The 21,075-nt window shown below is 39.7% G+C and carries 18 protein-coding genes and 4 tRNA genes; all 22 read right to left on the bottom strand.

What is annotated here, in order from left to right; translation table 11 throughout:
- Positions 1-164 precede the first annotated feature (164 nt).
- The 22 genes from COD92_RS20930 to COD92_RS21035 all read right to left on the bottom strand — a co-directional run bounded on the left by COD92_RS20930 (position 165) and on the right by COD92_RS21035 (position 20,916).
- A complete protein-coding gene (locus COD92_RS20930; RefSeq protein WP_098530233.1) occupies positions 165-959 on the bottom strand; it encodes an MBL fold metallo-hydrolase in 795 nt (264 codons plus the stop codon).
- Between the two features lie 6 nt (positions 960-965).
- Positions 966-1,763 (bottom strand): two-component system regulatory protein YycI, encoded by a 798-nt coding sequence (locus tag COD92_RS20935; protein WP_098530232.1) that lies wholly within the window; start codon positions 1,761-1,763, stop codon positions 966-968.
- Entirely contained in the window at positions 1,750-3,075 is a 1,326-nt protein-coding gene (locus COD92_RS20940) for a YycH family regulatory protein (protein WP_098530231.1), read from the bottom strand. The genes COD92_RS20935 and COD92_RS20940 overlap by 14 nt, the downstream gene beginning before the upstream one ends.
- Positions 3,072-4,904 (bottom strand): cell wall metabolism sensor histidine kinase WalK, encoded by a 1,833-nt coding sequence (walK, locus tag COD92_RS20945; RefSeq protein ID WP_098530230.1) that lies wholly within the window; start codon positions 4,902-4,904, stop codon positions 3,072-3,074. Before walK ends, COD92_RS20940 begins: the two co-directional genes overlap by 4 nt.
- 7 nt (positions 4,905-4,911) lie before the next feature.
- The gene (gene yycF, locus COD92_RS20950) at positions 4,912-5,622 is read right to left on the bottom strand and encodes a response regulator YycF (RefSeq protein ID WP_098530229.1); all 711 of its coding nucleotides are present in this window, start codon (positions 5,620-5,622) and stop codon (positions 4,912-4,914) included.
- 395 nt (positions 5,623-6,017) lie between these two features.
- Positions 6,018-7,466: a peptidoglycan DD-metalloendopeptidase family protein gene (locus tag COD92_RS20955; protein WP_098530228.1), complete on the bottom strand. Its 1,449-nt coding sequence runs from the start codon at positions 7,464-7,466 to the stop codon at positions 6,018-6,020.
- A 394-nt stretch (positions 7,467-7,860) separates the two neighbouring features.
- Positions 7,861-7,933 (bottom strand) — tRNA-Phe (locus tag COD92_RS20960).
- Between the two features lie 5 nt (positions 7,934-7,938).
- Positions 7,939-8,015 (bottom strand) — tRNA-Asp (locus tag COD92_RS20965).
- 63 nt (positions 8,016-8,078) lie between these two features.
- A tRNA-Glu gene (locus tag COD92_RS20970) sits at positions 8,079-8,150 on the bottom strand.
- Positions 8,151-8,164: 14 nt separating this feature from the next.
- Positions 8,165-8,240: transfer RNA gene (locus tag COD92_RS20975), tRNA-Lys, on the bottom strand.
- A gap of 424 nt (positions 8,241-8,664) precedes the next feature.
- Positions 8,665-9,957 carry an adenylosuccinate synthase gene (locus COD92_RS20980; protein ID WP_098530227.1) on the bottom strand — a complete coding sequence of 431 codons (1,293 nt, stop codon included), beginning with the start codon at positions 9,955-9,957 and terminating at the stop codon, positions 8,665-8,667.
- Between the two features lie 182 nt (positions 9,958-10,139).
- Positions 10,140-11,492 carry a replicative DNA helicase gene (gene dnaB, locus COD92_RS20985; RefSeq protein ID WP_098530226.1) on the bottom strand — a complete coding sequence of 451 codons (1,353 nt, stop codon included), beginning with the start codon at positions 11,490-11,492 and terminating at the stop codon, positions 10,140-10,142.
- 159 nt (positions 11,493-11,651) lie between these two features.
- The gene (gene rplI, locus COD92_RS20990; protein WP_098530225.1) at positions 11,652-12,101 is read right to left on the bottom strand and encodes a 50S ribosomal protein L9; all 450 of its coding nucleotides are present in this window, start codon (positions 12,099-12,101) and stop codon (positions 11,652-11,654) included.
- Entirely contained in the window at positions 12,098-14,071 is a 1,974-nt protein-coding gene (locus COD92_RS20995; RefSeq protein WP_098530224.1) for a DHH family phosphoesterase, read from the bottom strand. The genes rplI and COD92_RS20995 overlap by 4 nt, the downstream gene beginning before the upstream one ends.
- 21 nt (positions 14,072-14,092) lie before the next feature.
- Positions 14,093-15,037, bottom strand: a complete 945-nt coding sequence (locus tag COD92_RS21000) for a YybS family protein (RefSeq protein WP_098530223.1) — start codon at positions 15,035-15,037, stop codon at positions 14,093-14,095.
- A 123-nt stretch (positions 15,038-15,160) separates the two neighbouring features.
- A complete protein-coding gene (rpsR, locus tag COD92_RS21005) occupies positions 15,161-15,400 on the bottom strand; it encodes a 30S ribosomal protein S18 (protein WP_007088219.1) in 240 nt (79 codons plus the stop codon).
- Positions 15,401-15,449: 49 nt separating this feature from the next.
- Positions 15,450-15,974: a single-stranded DNA-binding protein gene (gene ssb / locus COD92_RS21010; RefSeq protein ID WP_098530222.1), complete on the bottom strand. Its 525-nt coding sequence runs from the start codon at positions 15,972-15,974 to the stop codon at positions 15,450-15,452.
- 68 nt (positions 15,975-16,042) lie between these two features.
- Positions 16,043-16,330 (bottom strand): 30S ribosomal protein S6, encoded by a 288-nt coding sequence (gene rpsF, locus COD92_RS21015; RefSeq protein WP_098530221.1) that lies wholly within the window; start codon positions 16,328-16,330, stop codon positions 16,043-16,045.
- A gap of 184 nt (positions 16,331-16,514) precedes the next feature.
- On the bottom strand, positions 16,515-17,615 hold the full coding sequence (gene ychF, locus COD92_RS21020; RefSeq protein ID WP_098530220.1) for a redox-regulated ATPase YchF: 1,101 nt from the start codon (positions 17,613-17,615) through the stop codon (positions 16,515-16,517).
- 115 nt (positions 17,616-17,730) lie between these two features.
- Positions 17,731-19,743 carry a molybdopterin-dependent oxidoreductase gene (locus COD92_RS21025; RefSeq protein WP_098530219.1) on the bottom strand — a complete coding sequence of 671 codons (2,013 nt, stop codon included), beginning with the start codon at positions 19,741-19,743 and terminating at the stop codon, positions 17,731-17,733.
- A 77-nt stretch (positions 19,744-19,820) separates the two neighbouring features.
- Positions 19,821-20,018 (bottom strand): DUF951 domain-containing protein, encoded by a 198-nt coding sequence (locus tag COD92_RS21030; RefSeq protein WP_098530218.1) that lies wholly within the window; start codon positions 20,016-20,018, stop codon positions 19,821-19,823.
- 13 nt (positions 20,019-20,031) lie between these two features.
- Complete coding sequence (locus COD92_RS21035) at positions 20,032-20,916, bottom strand: mechanosensitive ion channel family protein (protein WP_098530217.1); 885 nt, start codon at positions 20,914-20,916, stop codon at positions 20,032-20,034.
- Positions 20,917-21,075 lie beyond the last annotated feature (159 nt).

Consider the following 21,075-nt stretch of genomic DNA (forward strand, 5'->3'; position numbering starts at 1 on the left):
CTTCTTCAGGGGATGGCTTATGACTCGAGTCCCAAGGAGCCGCAACTGGAAAGCTGTAGACCATCGAGGGGTTAGGCGCTGGAGCTAGACAATTCTCAAAGTTAAAAACTTTTATACTTTATGTCATAAAAAAATGGAAGTCTATATGACCTCCATCTGAAAAATTATACAGCTGTTAAAATTGTTGGGATTTTTGGATCTGTATCATAAAGGTCAAACTGTTCACCAACAATTAAACCGCGGCTTTCTAATGTTTGTGCAACCGCCATTTTGGCTAAATCCTTCATATTATTATCAAGGCTTAAGTGTGCGAGATAGACCCGTTTTGTCTGATCTCCCACCACATCACTCATCGCAAGTGCCGCATCTTCATTTGAAACATGCCCGACATCACTTAAGATTCTGCGCTTAATATTCCATGGATATCTGCCCATCCGCAGCATCTGCACATCATGATTCGATTCAAAGATGTACACATCTGCATTTGAGATCGTGCCCTTCATCCGGTCACTTACATAGCCAGTATCCGTTATCAACACTAGTTTTTTTCCTGAATGATGAAACACGTAAAACATTGGTTCTGCTGCATCATGGGATACACCAAACGATTCAATGTCTGTCGAACCAAAGCTCTTTACGGTTTCCATATTAAAAACAAATTTTTGCTCTGTAGGAATCACACCTACTGAACTTTCCATGGCACGCCATGTTTTTTCATTTGCATAGACTGGCAAATGATATTTCCGGGCGAGGACGCCAATTCCCTTGATATGGTCACTGTGCTCATGAGTGACAAAGATGCCGGAAAGCTTGCTGATATCGCGGTCAATCTGTCCAAAAAGGGACTCCATCTGTTTTCCGCTGAAGCCGGCATCTACTAGAAAGGAATGTTCATCAGACTCTACATACAAGGCGTTCCCCGTACTTCCGCTTGCCAGGATGCTATATCGTAACGACATACTTTTTCACTCCACTTTACTATTTTCCTCGCTATTAAACTCAATAATCTGCCCTTCAAACGCATTGACAAACAGGCTGTCCTTATCATTTACCACAAAGCGCCATGTTGGGGCTAATACTTGGGATGCAGCCAGTTGGATAAGCGTTGAATAGCCAAGTTCAATCTTTGTAATTTTACTATTTGGCTTTAAGAAGCCTTTTTGATGCAATGTTTCAATTGCCTTTAACGGTGGAAGGATTTCTTCCTTAGCCGTCAACTTTTCAACTTCCTCTAAATAGGTTTGCTGATAGGAGGTAATCTGGTTATCCTCATTTACATTAAACGTAATCATACCATTGATATTTTCGTATAACGGATAATTTTCGTATTGCTGAAAATAGGTGATCGTATGTTTCTTATCATCCTTCTCCCAGAATTGATAATGCTCACCATACAGTATTCCTGCTTTAATAAAAGAAGCAAGGTCAGCAGGTTCAAACTTAGAACTTAACTGAATCGGTTTATCAAGCATGACAACGAGAGTAGAGGTAGGCTCCATTGACACGGCCTTTTGTCCTTTCAATTTTGCCATATCCCCTTTTGTAAATGTCCTAGGTTTAGCACTAAGATATTGATCTTTAATTGGGGCCTTTGGAAGCTCAACATACGTAATCTCATCCGCCTTCAATTTATCTTCAAAGGAAGTCGGCGTTATCACTTCGTAATTATTAGCATCCCGCATTTTCATGAATTGAAATAAGAGATACACATCTAAAATTAAAAAGGTAATGATAAAAATCGTTTTAATTTTACTCCAATCCATCCGCAGAACCTCCTCCCAGGTCGCTCAGCATAATTTGACCCCAAGATTTGTTATACCGATAAAACCAGGCAGGTTCTAAGAGAATCAGTTTATTCTCATCCGAACTCCTTACCATTTGATAGCCAAGGACAAGTTCTTCGAGAAGCTCCGGCTTAAAGTTCTTATTACTTTGTAAAACCGCCAAGATTTCATGTCCTGATGGAGGGGTAACAGTTTGCATTTCTGTTATTAATGGAAGATCCAAGGTAATATTCGGGCGGACATATTTATTAATCTCGTCATGTCCCCATTCCTCGGTAATTTCGGATAATCCATTATCATTAAAAATCGGATAACCATCCGTACTATATAAACGGAAAGTAACTGAGCGTTTGGACTCACTTTTAGAAACATAGCGAAACGAATCTGTCCAGCCTCCATGTTCATTGACAAAATCAATACTTCTTTTGACCAAATCGTATGAACTATCCACAAAGCTGTCTTCTGTTGTCGGATTGATATATTGCAAAATATTGCTGTCATAGTTAACCGTCATTTTACTAGAATCATTCGTAAATTCCTCCCCATGGGGAATAGAACTTCTTTGAACAAAACTTGGATCGTCAAAAAGTGCATCTTTAAATTCATCGGAATTAAGCGTTACAGGTAAATATTTATAGGTTGTCATTTTTGTTTTAGCCTCTGGCAGATAAAACGTGCGTTTATCAGATACCTTATAAGCAAAAAACTTTGGATATTGAGCAGCATTTTTATAGTAATCCCGATTAAATTCGTTTAAATTGGAGGATGAAATATGACTTATATAAACCTGTCCCGTTTCAGTGGAGGCAAAATAAACACTGCCATTGCCTTTTTCCAAATCGTTAACATTTATAATAATACGATTAAAATTGAAGGGTGGAATTTTCTTCCCTTCAATATTTAAAACACTAAGATATAACTCAATCGGAACATCACTAGGGAAGACTAGTTCAGCATTGCCGCTGCCATGGATAAAACTGTCCACATTACCAGCCTTTTCGGTATAGTTTTTCACATCGAAAATGGTCCAGCTGCTTACTTCCTTAATCAACTTATCCAATTCATCAGGGTTACTAGTCCCGTAATGTTGACCTTTCACATGAAATAATACCTGATCTGGTCTTACTATTTTTGTCACATCTTGTTTTTTATCAACTGTTACCTCTTCCAAAGTTTTACTTTTTTCCAATTTGTCATAGTTGGGCTGGTAGGTCCAAAGATTCCAAGTTAGCAGAAGACTCACCAAGACTAAAATTGTTAAAATTCCTGATTTTATATTTTCGTATCTCATGACCATTCATCCTCTTCAGAACGTTCATACGGCAGGGAAAAGGATATCTTTGTTCCTTTTCCTTCCTCACTTGTTGCCCAAATCGATCCGCCATGAGCCTTAACCATTTCCTGAGCAATCGCAAGTCCCAAGCCTGTACCACCCAATTTACGGGTTCTTGCCTTATCGACCCGGTAAAAACGATCAAAGATTTTCCCAATATTCTCTTTCGGAATTCCTACCCCTTGGTCCGATACACTGACAATAATCTTATCTTCTTTTTCTTTTATCGAAAAAGTAACCTGTCCGCCCTCAGGAGAATACTTTAAGGCGTTAGAGATAATATTGTATAAGACCTGGGTCATTTTATCCTCATCTACTTCCACAAAGATCGCCTGCTTCGGAAGCTTACGTTTAAAGGTTACGTTCTGCTCCTTGGACATTTCAAGCCGATCAATAATGTTATTGTAGAAGTCAACAAAGTTTACCCATTCCTTTGTCAGCTTGTAATCAGTGCTATCCATTTTTGATAATTGGAGCAGGTCATTGACAAGACGGATCATTCTTTCTGTTTCGGTCCTTGTTACCTCTAAGAAGTTAGGAGCTATTTCAGAATCTTGCCATGCACCATCTGCAAGTGCCTCTAAATAACTGCGCATCGTGGTAAGAGGTGTCCTTAATTCATGTGAAACATTGGCCACGAATTCTCTTCTTTCTGCGTCAATCTTTTCTTGCTCCGTGATATCATGCAAAACGGCAATCAAACCATTAACAAAACCTGTCTCCTTTTGTATAACAGAGAAATTAGCTCTTAGTATATAGCGCTCTGCTTTTGTACTGTAGTCTAAAATTAACGAATCTTTTTCTTCAAGAAGGTCTTCAAAAGTATTTGTATCATCCAAGTCTAATAACTCAACAATTGGCTGAGATAAAACTGTTTCACGTGAAACATTCAGCATTTCTGCTGCGGGATCATTAATTAAAATCACACGGCCTTTTCTGTCAGTTGCAATAACCCCATCTGTCATATAAGACAGAACGGATGACAGCTTTCTTCGTTCTCCTTCTGTCCCCGCCTGGGCTTCCTGTAATTTTTTCGTCAAGTGGTTAAAGGTAATGGCGAGCGTACCTATTTCATCTTGACCATACACCTTTACCTTACGGGAGAAGTTCCCTTTGGCCATTGCAAGTGCTTGTTTTTTCATATCTGCTATTGGCCGTGTAATCGTTTGGGCTAATAAAATCCCCAATAAAGCCGTTATTGATAAGGCAATTGCAGTACCCGTAGCAAAAATATTATTAATAGTTTTCATTTGTTCAAACACATTCTCAATTTTTGCAACAAGGTAAATGGCACCAATTACCTTTTTACCAGATTTAATAGGCGTTGAGAGGACCCAGATTCGATGTCCGGTTTTCTGTTCAATCTTGATGGAACTTTGATCTTCTTCCAAAACCATTGATTGTTTTACCTGAAGTACGGTTGTCCTTTGACCAACCAGTCCCTGATTACTGGATTGAGAGGTACCAAGTATTTTTAAGGACCGATTCTCAATCACTTGGACCTCCGTGATATCATTATCACCGACATCAAAGTCCTTAAGAATTTTCTTCAAATCTTCCTCAAGTGTTGGGTCTTCTGCCTTTCTTTCTTTTTCCATTTCCTCGACGACATTGTAAGCTAGTAGATCCACCCGCTGTTTAATCGAAGTTTGAAAGTTTGTCCGCAATGTTTGTTCAAGTTGTTTGACAAAATAAACACCGATAATTTGCATCGCTACTAAAATAAGAAGGACATAGATGAGAACAAACTTTACATGTATAGAGCGAAAGAAACCAACCTTTTTCATTAATTAATTACTCCTGTTCAGGATTGCGCAAATAGTAGCCAACCCCGCGGCGAGTGACAATCCATGTTGGATGGCTTGGGCTATCCTCAATTTTTTCACGTAAACGCCTTACGGTTACATCGACAGTCCGTACATCACCATAATAGTCATACCCCCATACCGTTTGCAGTAAATGTTCTCTAGTCATGACTTGACCAATATGCTGGGCTAGGTAATATAGTAATTCAAATTCGCGATGTGTCAGCTCAATGGTTTCGCCTCTTTTTGAAACCACATAGGCATCCGGATGAATGATAAGTGAACCAATTTCAATTTCATTCGTTTCATTTTCAGCATCTGGCTGCGCTAAAATTTGATTATGACGGCGTAAATTTGCTTTTACACGGGCAATTAATTCCCTAGTACTAAAAGGCTTTGTAACATAATCATCTGCACCCAGTTCTAGACCAAGGACTTTATCAATTTCTGAATCCTTAGCTGTCAGCATGATAATGGGCATTTCATATTTTTTACGAACTTCACGACATACTTCCATTCCGTCACGTAATGGAAGCATAATATCTAAGAGGATCAAATCAGGCTGAACTTCTTCGACTAACTGAATGGCCTCATTGCCATCATAAGCACAATATACAATATAGCCCTCTTTTTTTAAGTTAAATTGTAAAATATCTGCAATCGGTTTTTCATCATCTACAACAAGTATTTTCTTTTCCATATAATTACTCCCTTTTTTATTCAATTGAATACGGCGGTGTGAGCAAGCTCAAGCTTAACCAGTGAAAAGTGAAAAATTTATATTTTGCTCAGATTGGTAAAACAATTTGCTTTCGCGACGCTCCGTTCCTTTACCAATGAGTTTCTAGAAGTCATACCTATTCTATTTTACTTTACCATTTTATAAGTAGAAATTCATCTATAAGTAGCAATTGGCAAATAAGGAAAAGCGGAAGCGCCTTGACCAGGTGCGAAAGGCATAAGACAAACCGGCGAGAAGGCTGCACTTTAGCCTTCTTGACGGGGTGGCTTATGACCCGAGCCCCTAGGCGCTGAAGCTGGACATTATTCAAAGTAAAATAGAAGAGCCTCTAGATGAACTAGAGACTCTTTCCATTAATGTAAATAAGATAGCGGGTTGACCAGACTCCCGTTTTTATATACTTCAAAATGAAGATGAACTCCGGTGGCGTCACCAGTTGCTCCCATAATCCCGATAGCAGTGCCTTTTGACACCGTTTGGCCTGTTTTGACATTTAAGGAAGACATGTGTCCGTAAAGAGTTTGGAAACCGTTGTGATGGTCAATAATAATTTTATTCCCGTAACCATTACTCCAGCCTGCAAAAACCACCACACCATTGTCAGCAGCCTTTATCGTCTTATTACTAGGTCTAGCGATATCTATGCCCTTATGCATTTTACCCCAGCGCATCCCCTGCTTGCTAGATACATAACCACCGACAGCCGGCCATGCAAAGCTGCCCTCACCGCGCGAAGGGATTACTTTCGTTCCTTTTACCACAATATGATTAACAGGCTGTACAACATTTTGCTCATTGGACTGCTCTTTTTTAACAGCTACACCGTTTTGTTCGGAAATTTGATAGGTAACCAAACGAGATCCATTCTGCCCAGGTTGCTTTTCCTTTGTTTCCCCCTTTGGTAAAGAGGCATCCTCAACAACTTGGTTAGCAAATGGAATGACTTCCTTTTGACTGGCTTCTTTATCAACAATCACTTCAATAAACGGTTTAAGCTCTGTAACATTTAGTTCCTGACCAACCTTTAAGAGGCTGCCCGCTGTTAAACCAGGATTTAATGCGATTAAATCTCCCACTTTTAAGCCATGCTTATGTGCAATGGTTTCGAGAGCGTCGCCCGCTGCAACCGCATATTTCTTTTCTTCTAAAGTGCCCTTTTGTAAAAAAGTTACGGCATCATCAGCGGTCATAATTTTTTCTGGTGTGATATTTTTTTCTTCAATTGATACGTCCTTTGATAAATGGACGTCTAATAAACGAGTTTCATTTTCATGAAGAGGGGGCAGAACTACATCTTTTTGTTTGCTCCTTGCCTCGAGTTCATTCAGTTGAGGTTCTGATACATAATGCAGCTTGAGTTTTCTTATTACTTCCTCAGCAGAATCTTTATTATCCAGGTAAACCACCGGTGTCCCATCAATCATAATCGCTGAAGATTCAGCCTCCAGCCGGAAGATATTATTAAAGTGATTAACGGTTTCCTGATTATTAGCTGTTGAGTTGATGACCTGTTCCGGTATGTATTGAACTTGCGGCTCAATTTTCAAGTCGACATTTGTAAACGATTTCCTTGCGGCGTCTACTTTCTCGGCGATTAGTTTATTCACTACATTTTTATCGGTAACATTACCTACATAGGTCCCATTTAGATATACATGATAGATTTTAGTAGAATTTGATGATAAAGCAAATGCAATAGGACCACTACTAAAAGCAATAACCGAAGCAGCCATAGCAGTAATGACTGTTGTTTTTAGCAATAAAAATTTATTTGTTTTAGTTCCTTTATTCGAAAATAACATTTTCTCCCCCTAAACCACGGTAAAACCCTTATCAGTCGTGTATGTATGTCTAGTAAAGAATTTTCCCATATTTTTGACCTTTACTACTTTAACATAGTTTTATTTCAGTAGATTCATAGTCTTCAGAATGTAACATAAATGTATAATCGTTGACATTTTTCACATTTTGCCGACATATTTCTAGTCCTATTTTCATAATGTATTTGTCAAATTTCATCCGGGAATAGGAAAAAAAACCCTTATAACGCAAAATTTTAATAGGACAAGATTAACAGGTTTGGGATTTTCTATATGGAGGAGTCGGGATGAAGCATTATGGAGAAAGGAGGGAAGATGATTACAGAATAATTGCATAAAAACAAAAAAGAAGCTTGCATATGCAGCTTCTTTTTTATGGCTCAGGACGGAATCGAACCGCCGACACAAGGATTTTCAGTCCTTTGCTCTACCGACTGAGCTACTGAGCCAACAGTGGCGGTCTGGACGGGACTCGAACCCGCGACCTCCTGCGTGACAGGCAGGCATTCTAACCAACTGAACTACCAGACCAAATTAATTGATCGTCAGCAAGGAAACCGTCCTTGCCAGCCTTTTGCTGACAATCAAAAGCCATGACCCCTACGGGACTCGAACCCGTGTTACCTCCGTGAAAGGGAGGTGTCTTAACCGCTTGACCAAGGGGCCATATTAAATATAAATGGTGAGCCATGAAGGACTCGAACCTTCGACCCTCTGATTAAAAGTCAGATGCTCTACCAACTGAGCTAATGGCTCGTACTAATATGATGTTCCTAAACTTTGATTTTCGCCGGATGCCCACGCCTCAGTAAGTTTATTCAAGCAGCAGCTCGGCGTGTGCCATGATGCTGTTGCAATGTAGCTTATTCGATCGTGCTCTACCAACTGAGCTAATGGCTCGTACTTTTTAACATCGTATCGTGACGACGCTTTTTATAATAGCATGGATGTTATAGCTAGTGCAATACTTTTTTAAAAAGTTTTTTAAAAAAAGTTTGAAGCCCTCATAGAAGAGGGCTCCTCATTAAAGAAGAATGTATCTCTTTTATCTTTGATTACTATCTAGCTGCAGCGCCTAGAGGCTCGAAGGTCTACAGCCAATCCAGCAGGAAGGCTAAAAAGCAGCCTTCTTTGCTGGATCGTCTTATGCCTGTCGCCTCTGGTCAAGGCGCTTCCGCTTTTAAATTTGTCTCCAAGGGCTGCGGACAACATTTGTTTGGGTGCGATCTGGGCCGACAGAGAAGGTTGTCAATGGCACACCTGTCAACTGGGTTACACGTTCTACATAATGGCGAGCGTTAAGAGGAAGCTCATCCAAAGATTTAACGCCGGTAATATCCTCGGTCCAGCCAGGTAGCTCCTCATAAATTGGTTCACATTGTGAAAGAATCCTTAAGTTTGCTGGATATTCAGTAATAACTTCATCCTTATAGCGATAAGCCGTACAAATCTTTAACGTTTCAATCCCTGTTAACACATCAATAGAATTTAGAGATAGATCGGTTAAGCCGCTGACACGACGGGCATGACGTACGACAACACTATCAAACCAGCCCACACGGCGCGGGCGGCCTGTTGTTGTACCGTACTCACGGCCTACTTCACGAATCCGGTTTCCAATTTCATTATTTAATTCAGTTGGGAATGGGCCATCACCTACACGTGAAGTATAGGCCTTACAAACACCAACAACATGAGTGATTTTAGAAGGACCTACACCAGACCCAATGGTTACTCCACCTGCAACAGGATTTGAAGATGTAACGAATGGATATGTACCTTGGTCAATATCAAGCATAACCCCTTGGGCACCTTCAAATAGAACACGTTTGCCTTCATCTAGAGCATCATTTAAAACAACAGATGTATCACATACATATTTTTTAACTTGCTGTCCATATTCATAGTATTCATCTAGAATATCTTCTTTTTTAAAACCTTCTGTCTCATAAATTCGCTCAAATAAACGATTTTTCTCTTCAAGATTTTGTTCTAACTTTTCTTCAAAAATTTCACGATCGAGCAAATCAGCAATCCGAATCCCAACACGGGCAGCTTTATCCATATAGGCTGGGCCAATACCCTTTTTGGTTGTACCAATTTTATTTGCACCTTTACGCAATTCTTCTACTTCATCTAATTTTAAGTGATAAGGAAGAATGACATGGGCACGGTTACTAATCCGGAGATTATCCGTTGTCACGCCCTTTTCATGTAAATACGCAAGTTCTGCTACAAGTGCCTTTGGATCAACAACCATTCCATTACCGATTACACTAATTTTTTCTTTATTAAAAATCCCAGATGGTATTAAATGTAACTTATAGGTTTCACCGTTAAATTTGATGGTGTGTCCAGCATTGTTTCCACCTTGATAACGTGCGATTACTTCTGCATTCTCAGAAAGGAAATCGGTAATTTTCCCTTTTCCTTCGTCTCCCCATTGTGTTCCAACAACCACTACTGATGACATGAATGGCACCTCCGAAATTTCTGCTTCTTATTTAAACCTACACATAGTTTATCAATTTTAGCAGAGTAAAGTCAACAAAACACGAACATTTCCTATAACACTAGAAAAATACGTTCGTAAATATATTAATATATGAAAATTAAAAAAGGATCAGCCAAATAGGCTAATCCTTTATAATAAAACTACGCACCTGGAGGCTCATAACGTGTCTCTAGATTTACGAATTTATTATATTCCTTCACAAAAGCTAATGCAACGGTTCCGGTTGGGCCATTACGTTGTTTAGCAATAATGATTTCAATAATATTTTTATTCTCGGATTCCTTATCATAGTAGTCATCACGATATAAGAACGCCACGATATCAGCGTCCTGCTCAATACTACCAGATTCACGGATATCGGACATCATCGGACGCTTATCCTGACGCTGCTCAACGCCACGGGAAAGCTGCGAAAGGGCAATAACAGGGACTTTAAGTTCACGGGCTAATTGCTTAAGTGAACGGGAAATCTCTGAAACTTCCTGCTGACGGTTTTCACCCGATCTGCCGCTTCCTAAAATCAGCTGCAAGTAGTCAATTAAAATCATACCGAGGCCGTGCTCCTGCTGAAGACGGCGGCATTTTGAACGAATATCACTGATTCTAACTCCCGGAGTATCATCGATAAATATACCAGAGTTGGAGAGACTGCCCATTGCCATTGTTAACTTGCCCCAGTCATCATCTGTTAAGGAACCGGTACGAAGTCTTTGCGCATCAATATTTCCTTCCGAACAAAGCATACGCATAACCAGCTGTTCAGCTCCCATCTCAAGACTGAAGATGGCTACATTTTCACCTGTCTTTGTCGCCACATTTGCGGCAATATTCAAGGCAAAGGCTGTTTTACCTACGGAAGGACGGGCACCCACAATGATTAAATCATTGCGTTGGAATCCTGCTGTCATTCTGTCGAGCTCAGCAAATCCCGTTGAGATCCCGGTAATATCCCCAACACGGTTATGCATTTCCTCGATATTATCATATGTTCGGACAAGAACATCTTTAATATTATGGAATGCCCCCGCATTCTTTCTTTGGGCCACTTCCATAATGCTCTTTTCTGCTTCACTTAAAAGAGCTTCTACTTCGTCTTCACGGGAATATCCATCAGAAGCAATATTCGTAGCTGTCCGGATTAGTCTTCTAAGCAGGGACTTCTCTTCTACAATTCTAGCATAATACTCTATGTTAGCAGCCGTCGGTACAGAACCGGACAAATCACTTAAGTAACTAACACCGCCTATATCCTCAATCAATTTGGCAGCTGCAAGTTCCTCTGTAACCGTCACAAGGTCAACGGCTTTCCCTTGATCATTTAAATCCAGCATAACATTAAAGATTTTTTGGTGGGACGCACGGTAAAAGTCCTCAGGTATTAATATTTCTGAAGCCAGCGTCAGCGCAGAAGGCTCTAAAAAGATAGCCCCTAGAACAGCTTGCTCCGCCTCAATATTTTGCGGCGGCATACGATCCGCTAATACATCATTCATCTATCAAAAACCTCCTAGCTTAGAAGGATAATTAAAAACTATATTAAAATTATCATATCTCTAAAAGAAAAAAGTGACCAGTCATAACCGATCACAAGAGAATTGCTACTTCTTATCTTAACATGTTTATTGGTACTTTCGTACTGGCAAATTTTCACCTTATTTTATTTCTGATACTGAAACCGTTAACGTCGCTGTTACTTCATGGTGAAGCTTTACTGGCACCTTTGTATGTCCTAATGTCCGAATCGCATCATCTAATTCCATTTTACGTTTATCAATTTTAATGCCATGTTTCTTTTGTAATTCTTCCGCAACTTGCTTGGTGGTAATGGAACCAAACAGTCTGCCTCCTTCACCAGCCTTGGCTGTCAGTTCAACAGTCGTCTTATCTAAAACTTCCTTCAGCTTTTTAGCCTCAGCAAGCTCTTGAGCGGCAGCCTTTTCTTCCTTTTTCTTTTGAGCATCAAGAGAACTAATATTAGCATTATTTGCCTCAATGGCCAGGCCTTGTTTAATTAAAAAGTTATGTGCGTAGCCATCCGCAACATTTTTAACTTCTCCTTTTTTACCTTTACCTTTAACATCCTTTAAAAAAATGACTTTCATTCTTTTTTCACTCCTTCAAAATAATCATCAATCGCCAGCTTTAATTGGGCCTCTGTTTCTTCAACCGTCAGCCCAGTCAGCTGGGTAGCTGCATTTGTTAAATGACCTCCGCCCTTGAGGCTCTCCATAATCACCTGCACATTGATATTTCCAAGCGACCTAGCACTGATAGCAATCACGCCTTCGTCCCGTTTCGCTATTACAAAGGATCCGAGTACCCCATCCATAGCTAATAAGGTATCTGCAGCCTGTGCAATGATTACCTGGTCATACAGGTCTTGTTCTGAGCCTTTAGCAATGGCAATCCCATCACGGTAAAAGGCCACCGATTCAATTAACTTCGATCGTCGTATATATGTATCGACGTCTTCTTTCAAAAGCTTTTGAACAAGAATCGTATCAGCTCCATGTGCCCGCAGATAAGAAGCGGCATCGAACGTCCGTGAGCCGGTTCTTAGTGTGAAGCTTTTTGTATCGACAATAATTCCTGCTAAGAGAGCGGTTGCCTCTATCATTTCAATTTTACTCCGTTTTGGCTGATATTCCAAAAATTCTGTCACAAGCTCTGCTGTTGAGGAGGCATATGGTTCCATATATACAAGCAGAGGGTTCGCAATAAATTCTTCTCCACGGCGGTGATGGTCAATGACCACCTTATGATCAATTTTATTTAATAACCGTTCCTCTATCACCATAGAAGGTTTATGAGTATCGACAATGACAAGCAATGTTTTTTCTGTAGCAATTTCTAATGCAAGTTCAGGATCAATGAAGTAAGAATATAATTGTTCTTGGTGGCGTATTTCTTCCATTAACCTTTTTACTCCACTTTCCATTTCTTGCATGTTTACAACGATATAAGCTTCCTTCTGGTTCATTTGAGCTACCTTATAAATACCAATACTTGAACCAATCGAATCCATATCAGGGTTCTTATGCCCCATGATGATGACTTTATCACTGGCAATAATTAAATCTCTAATGGCATGGGAGATCACTCTTGCTCTCACTCTTGTCCGCTTCTCAACAGGGTTCGTTTTACCCCCATAAAATTTCACCTTGCCGCTTGGCAGTTTAATGGCCACTTGATCACCGCCTCTGCCTAGGGCTAAGTCAAGGCTGGATTGAGCCATAGCGCCTAGTTCAGGAAGGGAGGATACTCCTGTGCCGACACCGATACTTAATGTAAAGGTGACATTTTGCTTAGAGGTCATTTCCCTCACTTCATCGAGGATCGTGAACTTGCCCTTTTCAAGAATACGAAGAATTCTCTCGCTAAAAACCGCAATAAAACGTTCGGATGAAACCCTTTTTAAATAAATACCATTATCCTGGGCCCATTTATTTAATATCGACGTAACTAAATTATTAATGCTGCCACGCATTTGGTCATCCATGCCCTGTGTAAGATCATCATAATTATCAAGAAAAATTGTTGCAATAACCGTCCGATCATCCTGATACCTTTTTTCGATCTCCGTTTGCTCCGTTACATCAAAGAAATATAACAGCCGTTCTTGCCGTTTATGGACAACACGGAATTTTCGTTCATGAAGGGTAAAAACTTCTGTTTCTACCTCTTGTTTAATCAAAGGAATCAACGCATCTGCAACATCATAAAGTGATCTGCCTACTAATGTAACCTCATCAAAGCAGGAGGAAAGATAAGGATTTGTCCACTCGATGTAATATTCCTCATTGATAAGCATAATCCCGATTGGCATTTCCATCAGGGCTTCTTCGCCAACCTTTTTCACTCGATAGGACAGAGTGGAAATATATTTTTCCATCTCTTTTCGCTCTCTGCGGTCAATGACTAACATATAGTAGAGGGGCACTAACATTAATAAAAACCCAGCGACGCTCAAAATCCAATTATATAAAAGCAGGATGATAAGCAGAATCACAGTAACGCCAATAAGCCCATAAAAAGGGTAACGAATTGACCGCTTTTCAAAAAATGCAGGCAAAGTCTTCAGCTCCTTGACGTTTTACTCTTTTTTGGCAAATCGTTTTCTAAAATCAAAACCTAAATCAGTAATCCCTAATATCATTATTATATAATGAACAATCGGTATGATGAAAGATAGAATTACAATGAAGATTGCAAAGCCCTTTCCAAACGAACGCTGATAAAAAATATAAAACAAACAAGCTAATCCCTGTAAAAATATAAACCATTCTAAAATAAATCTGGCATTAACGATGACTAGATATAAATATGTACCCTCTTGAGGGTGAAATAATAAATAGCCTCCTAATGCGGCTAAGTAATACCATAGAAGACTTTTAGGAAGCATAAGATTCCTAAATTTCCCCCACGAAGGAGCAGTAATACCAAACCTTTTGGCAATCGGGAAACAAATCCACTGCGTAATAAAAGCATACACAATCGCCACCGTTATTAAATAACCCGGCGCCAATGCCTTGATATTTTTAATTAAATTGGCATTTTGCTCCTGCAAAAGCTTGACTTGGTCTTCTTTTCCTAATGCCTGCAGCATTGCTTGTGATTGTTTCATGGATTGTTCTAACATTGTATTTAGCTCATGAATAAAATTGATATTCATAAACGTAACAAGTACGGCATAAAAAATGATCAAACCAATAATAAAGGTAAGTGTACCTCCTATTAATACAGCTGACCGGCTTTTTGTTTTTTGAGTTATATAGCCCATAACAACACCAGCTGTACCAAATAGGGCCATTAACCCCAGACCTTGTAAGGAACTAGAGATAAACGAGATAATAATAGCAGCGATAAAAAAGACAGCAATATATTTCAGGTTATTTTTCGCCGAAAACATGATAAATGGCAGTGGCAGGATAAAGACACTGATTACACTTAAGGGTGGTATGTAGATCGTTATTAATAAAAAGACGGTAAAGGCGGCTAAAAGAATAGCACCTTCCGTTAAATTACGGACATTTTTCACTTCAACACCTCATAAATAATTACATCTATTTCTTTATTTTAGCCACTTACTTGTTTTGATACAACTTTTGATAAAAGAAAAAGACAGTAAGGATGTCCTTACTGTCTTTTTAGCTTTACTTTATTATTCACCAGCTACGAATGGTAGTAATGCCATTTGACGTGCACGTTTGATTGCAACTGTTAGTTTACGTTGGTATTTAGCGCTAGTACCAGTTACACGACGTGGTAAAATTTTTCCACGCTCAGAGATGAATTTTTTAAGTAAATCTACATCTTTGTAATCGATGCGAGTGATACCATTTGCTGTGAAATAGCACACTTTACGACGCTTTGCGCGACCGCCTTTACGTCCTCCTGCCATGAAAATTCCCTCCTTTATTTTTTATATGATAACGTTCAAAAGGTTACTTTTAGAATGGAAGATCGTCATCAGAGATGTCAATTTGACCAGTTCCTGCAAATGGATCTTCATCCATGCGAGTAAACCCTTTGTTTTGATTTTGGTTTGGACGTTGATTCTGATTGCCGCTGCCATATGAATTACCTTGTTGTGGTTCCATAGGAGGAGCACCATAATAATCGTTGTTGTTACTTCTTCCGCCACCACCAGAAGACGACTTAGGCTCCAGAAATTGAACACTTTCCGCTTGAACCTCTGTAACGTAAACACGTTTACCATCTTGTCCTTCATAGTTGCGCGTTTGAATACGGCCATCAACACCTGCAAGGCTGCCTTTTTTTAGGAAGTTTGCCACATTCTCAGCAGGTTTACGCCAAACAACACAGTTAATAAAGTCTGCTTCACGCTCACCTGACTGACTAGAAAATGGGCGATTAACGGCTAAAGTAAAAGTAGCAACAGGAACCCCATTTGGCGTATAACGCAAATCAGGATCTTTTGTTAAACGACCAACAAGAACGACACGATTCATCATCAGAATCAACTCCTTTTCTTTCGGTAAAATGTTCCACATGAAACATTTTGCCAAGATATATATAATTCTTATGCTTCTTCTTTAATTACGATATGGCGAATGATATCTTCGCTGATCTTTGCAAGACGAGAAAATTCTTGTACTGCAGCAGCTGAAGATGTAGTTTTAGCGATTTCGTAGTATCCGTCACGGAAATCGTTGATTTCGTATGCTAGACGGCGCTTACCCCAATCTTTTGTTTCAGCAGTTTCCGCACCGTTTTCAAGAAGAATTGTGTTAAAACGCTCAACAAGAGCCTTCTTTGCTTCATCTTCAATATTTGGGCGGATGATGTACATGATTTCGTACTTATTCATCACAGTCACCTCCTTTTGGTCTAAACGGCCCAATAATGGGCAAGGAGCAATTATTTAATTACTCACAAGTTGAAATTATAGCACAGAAGAAATCAAAATGCAATGTCCTTCACCGTTCTGCCATTTTTATTCATAAAAAAGCGTTATAAAAGAGGCTCCGCAATCAAGCAGAGCCACGTCAATACTATACGTTAAAACGGAAATGGATAACATCGCCGTCTTTTACTTCATAATCCTTACCTTCTAAGCGGACCTTTCCTGCTTCCTTTGCCGCATTATGGCTGCCTGCAGCCAATAAGTCATCAAAAGATACAGTTTCCGCACGGATAAATCCGCGTTCAAAATCAGAGTGAATAACACCGGCACATTGTGGAGCCTTCATCCCTTTTCTGAAAGTCCAGGCACGGACTTCTTGTACACCTGCTGTGAAGTAAGTAGCTAATCCAAGCAGGCTGTAGGCAGCACGAATTAATTGGTCTAAACCGGATTCCTCAATGCCAAGTTCTGAAAGGAACATCGCCTTTTCTTCACCTTCAAGTTCAGCAATTTCCTCTTCAATTTTCGCACAAATCACAATAACTTCCGCATTATCAGCAGCAGCAAATTCGCGAACTTTTTGAACATATTCATTACCAGATGGATCCACAATATCATCTTCACTTACATTAGCCACATACAGAACAGGCTTAATCGTTAAAAGATGGAGTCCTTTTACTAATTTCATTTGTTCATCCGTAAAATCAACTGTACGAGCGGGTTTCTCTGCTTCAAAAGCATCGCGCAGCATTGAAAGAACCTCAAATTCAGCAGCTGCATCCTTATCTTTTTGCTTAGCCAATTTTTCTACACGGCTAATTCGCTTTTCCACTGATTCCATATCAGCAAGAATCAACTCAAGGTTGATGGTTTCTATATCATCAATTGGGTCGACCTTCCCTGATACATGGGTAATGTTTTCATCGGCAAAACAACGGACTACCTGACAAATCGCATCTACTTGACGAATATGTGAAAGGAACTTGTTTCCGAGTCCTTCACCTTTACTAGCACCCTTAACAATCCCGGCAATATCGGTAAATTCAAATGCCGTTGGGACCGTCTTTTTTGGCTGCACAAGTTCAGTTAATTTTTGCAGGCGATGGTCAGGTACTTCAACAATCCCTACGTTCGGATCAATCGTACAGAAGGGGTAATTCGCTGATTCCGCTCCTGCTTGTGTTATTGCGTTAAATAATGTCGACTTACCAACGTTCGGCAAACCCACAATACCAGCTGTTAAAGCCATTCACGTTCACTCCTAATAATCATCTATATAAAAATAAGTTCTTTTATATTAAAAAGCCTCTCACAATTATAAGGCAACTGTCCTAAAAAATACAACTGCCGCTTTTATGTGGCAGTTAGTTTGTTTCAATTTTTTCAAGGTTTACAAGACAATCATAAAGTGTACTCCCAAGGCCATTATCTGATTCCCGGCTTGAGGTCAGTTGATTAACAGAGCCGCCAAATCTCTTCCAAATACCTTCATCAATATTAATCGTGTTAGGATGTGCCTTCACCAATATTGAAATATATCCCCTCACTTCACCGCGGTCATTCCACACCCTTACATAATCACCGTTTAAAAGTCCCTGATCTTCTGCAATATTAGGGGCAATCTCTACTTTAAGCTTGAGGCTGTCACCTAAAAGATGATAATTCTGCGAATGGTTCGAACGCAATGGATGGATGGTCAGCAGTTGATAAGGATAGGTTTCAGCAAGCAAAGGATTGTTCCATTTTGATTCATCAGGAACGGCTAACGCTAACAATCCGTTCTTACCCTTTGACTGACCCAAAAGTGAAGTGAATTCAAATTTTCCTGTTGGGGTTTGGAATTTACGATTATGCCATGGCACCTTTTCAACTGGCAGTTCCATCGTGTGCTGCTCTTTTAATTTTTCAAGAGTAATGCCCGAATCTTCCAGCGGCTTTAAGGTCATCCTTAACCATTCATCTCGCGTATAAGCAAAATCCGCACCGAATCCAAGTCTTGCTGCCAGCTGTGTCCAAATCCACAAATCAGATTTCGCTTCTCCAGGGGCTGAAACAAGTTTTGGACCATAATTTACATAATGATGATACATAGAAGAATAATAAAAGTCTTCTTCTTCAAAAGCAGTTGTCGTCGGCAAAACGTAATCAGCTAATAAAGCCGTATCCGTCATAAATTGCTCTAACACCACAACAGTTGGCACGGAAGAGAACGCCTTTTCAACTACAACGCTATCCGGGACCTGAGTGAGTGGATTTCCACATGTCACCACAATCATTTCGATAGCCGGGCCAGAAGCCTTTAAGGTCTCTTCCGCCTGTTTCATAATAGAAAATTGGCGACTGTCTTGTTTACGATGAGGGAGGGTTAACTCATTAAAAGCGAAACTTTGACCGACCTGGAGATTGGCATAATTGGCTCCTCCTCCTGGAATGCCAATATTTCCACTAATAGCTGCAAGAGCATCAATCAAACGAATGGTATTTCCACCATTTTCATACCGCTGCATTCCTAATCCCATATAAGTGGCGGTTGGTCTGTCACTATACACAAGAGCTAATTGGGTGATAACCTCAGATGAAACTTCCGTCATTTCACTGATCTTTTCTAAGGTAATACTATCAAGCAGGCTCACTAAGTCTGCGAATCCATGTGTGAATTGCTCAATAAAATCCCGGTCCTCTAAGCCAAGCCGGAGAATTTCCTTCATCATTCCTGCTGCCAATAATCCATCCATCCCCGGTTTTACGGTTATAAATTGATCTGCTTGCTTGGCAGTGGCATTATAGAGCGGGTCAATCACAAAAACCTTAATTCCTTGTTTCTTTGCCTCTAGCAATCTTTCATATAAATGCATATTGGTTCTGGCAACATTTCGCCCCCAAATAATTATGTTTTTGCTATTAACAATATCATTGGGTTCATGGCTGTAAGCATTGCCAAAATCCCACTTTTGGGCTTCAATTCCTGCTCCCCAGCAGAGAGATCCATAAACTTGCGTTACCCCGCCATAACAATTAAAAAAGCGCTGGTCTAGATTTTTTAAGATTCCATTATTGGCATAGTCATGGCTATGCAGTACAGCAGTCGTCCCAACCGTTTGTTTTATTTCTCGTAACTTCACTGCTATTTCATCAAGCGCCTGTTCCCAAGAAATTTGTACAAATTCCCCGTTTATCTTTTTTAACGGGTATAATAGACGCTGCTCAGAATTGGTTCTCTTCTCCAGCATCCGGCCGCGCCCGCAAATTTTACCTCTAGTGATCGGATGTGTCTCGTCACCCTCCACTTTGACAACTTTGCCATCGTCGATCGTTACATGAAAGCCGCAGCTATCCCAGCAATTTAATGGACACGCAGCTTTACGTAATTCTGCCATCAATTCCACCCCCGTCTTACCATTTCTCATTTATTAACTACCAAAATAGAGCTGAATAAAAAAAGAAGCATGAAAAATTATCCTTCATGCTTGACTAAAATCTTTTTCATTTTCCTTGAAAATTCTCTTCTTGGGATCAAAACACTATGACCGCAGCCCTCACATTTAATCCGGACATCCATTCCCATCCGAATAATCTTCCAGCGATTGGTTCCGCATGGATGTTGTTTTTTCATTTCAACAACGTCGTTCAGGGCAAATTCTTTTTCCTCCATCTGTTAATCCCCCTTATACACTTGGTTCTTTTATGTTACCATTATCCTTCGAATACATAACCATTCGTGGATATGGGATTTCAATTCCATGCTCATCTAAAGAGAGTTTAATATCTTTGCGCATTTTCCTTGCTACAGCGGCATGCTGCATTGGCAGTGTTTCTGCAACAATTCTCAATGTCACTTCAGAAGGACTGAAGTTTTGAATACCTAGAAAATCAGGTTCCCTAACTAATTCTTCATATCTTTCCGGCATTTTTTGAAGTAGTTCCCTAATAACCATTTCAGCCTTATCTAGATCCTCTTCATAAGCGATTCCTACATCTATTATCGCTAAACTGTTATTAATTGAAAAGTTTGTTACTTCCATAATGTTTCCATTAGGTAAAATATGAACTTCTCCGGTCCAGCTTTTTAATTTTGTCGTTCTTAATCCAATCGCTTGAACATTGCCTTCAAACTGTCCGATTCGAACATGGTCGCCAACAGAAAATTGATCTTCAAAAATAATGAAAAAGCCGGAGATCACATCCTTCACCAAACTCTGTGCACCAAATCCAACAGCTAAGCCAACTACTCCAGCACCGGCAATTAACGCCTTCACATCGATTCCGAGCACCGAGAGGATCATCATAAAGGCAATAAAATAAACGACGTATGTCAGAATATTATCAAGCAGCTTAGATAGTGTAGCTTCCCTGCGTTCTGATGTGTTCAATGGGGAGAGGTTTCTAATTTTAAAAATATTATGAATTGCCAATTTTCCAATTCGGATTAGTATATTAGCAATCAACATGATTACAATTATTTTAAGCAAGCCTTCGCCTATATTCAACCAGGTATCTTCATTTTGATATTTATCGATAAGCTTTTGTATTCCTCTTTGTGTAATACTCATAATTCACCTTCCTAAACCCTTTTTACCCATTTTATTTTAACAATAATTCGATTTAGTTAATAGCATTATGAATTTTCATTTTTTACCACCACGATGTATAGATTTTCAAAATTTTCCGTATACTGAATAAAAAGTAGAAACAGCCAAAGCATGCACCGG

This window comes from Bacillus sp. AFS037270 (assembly GCF_002585305.1).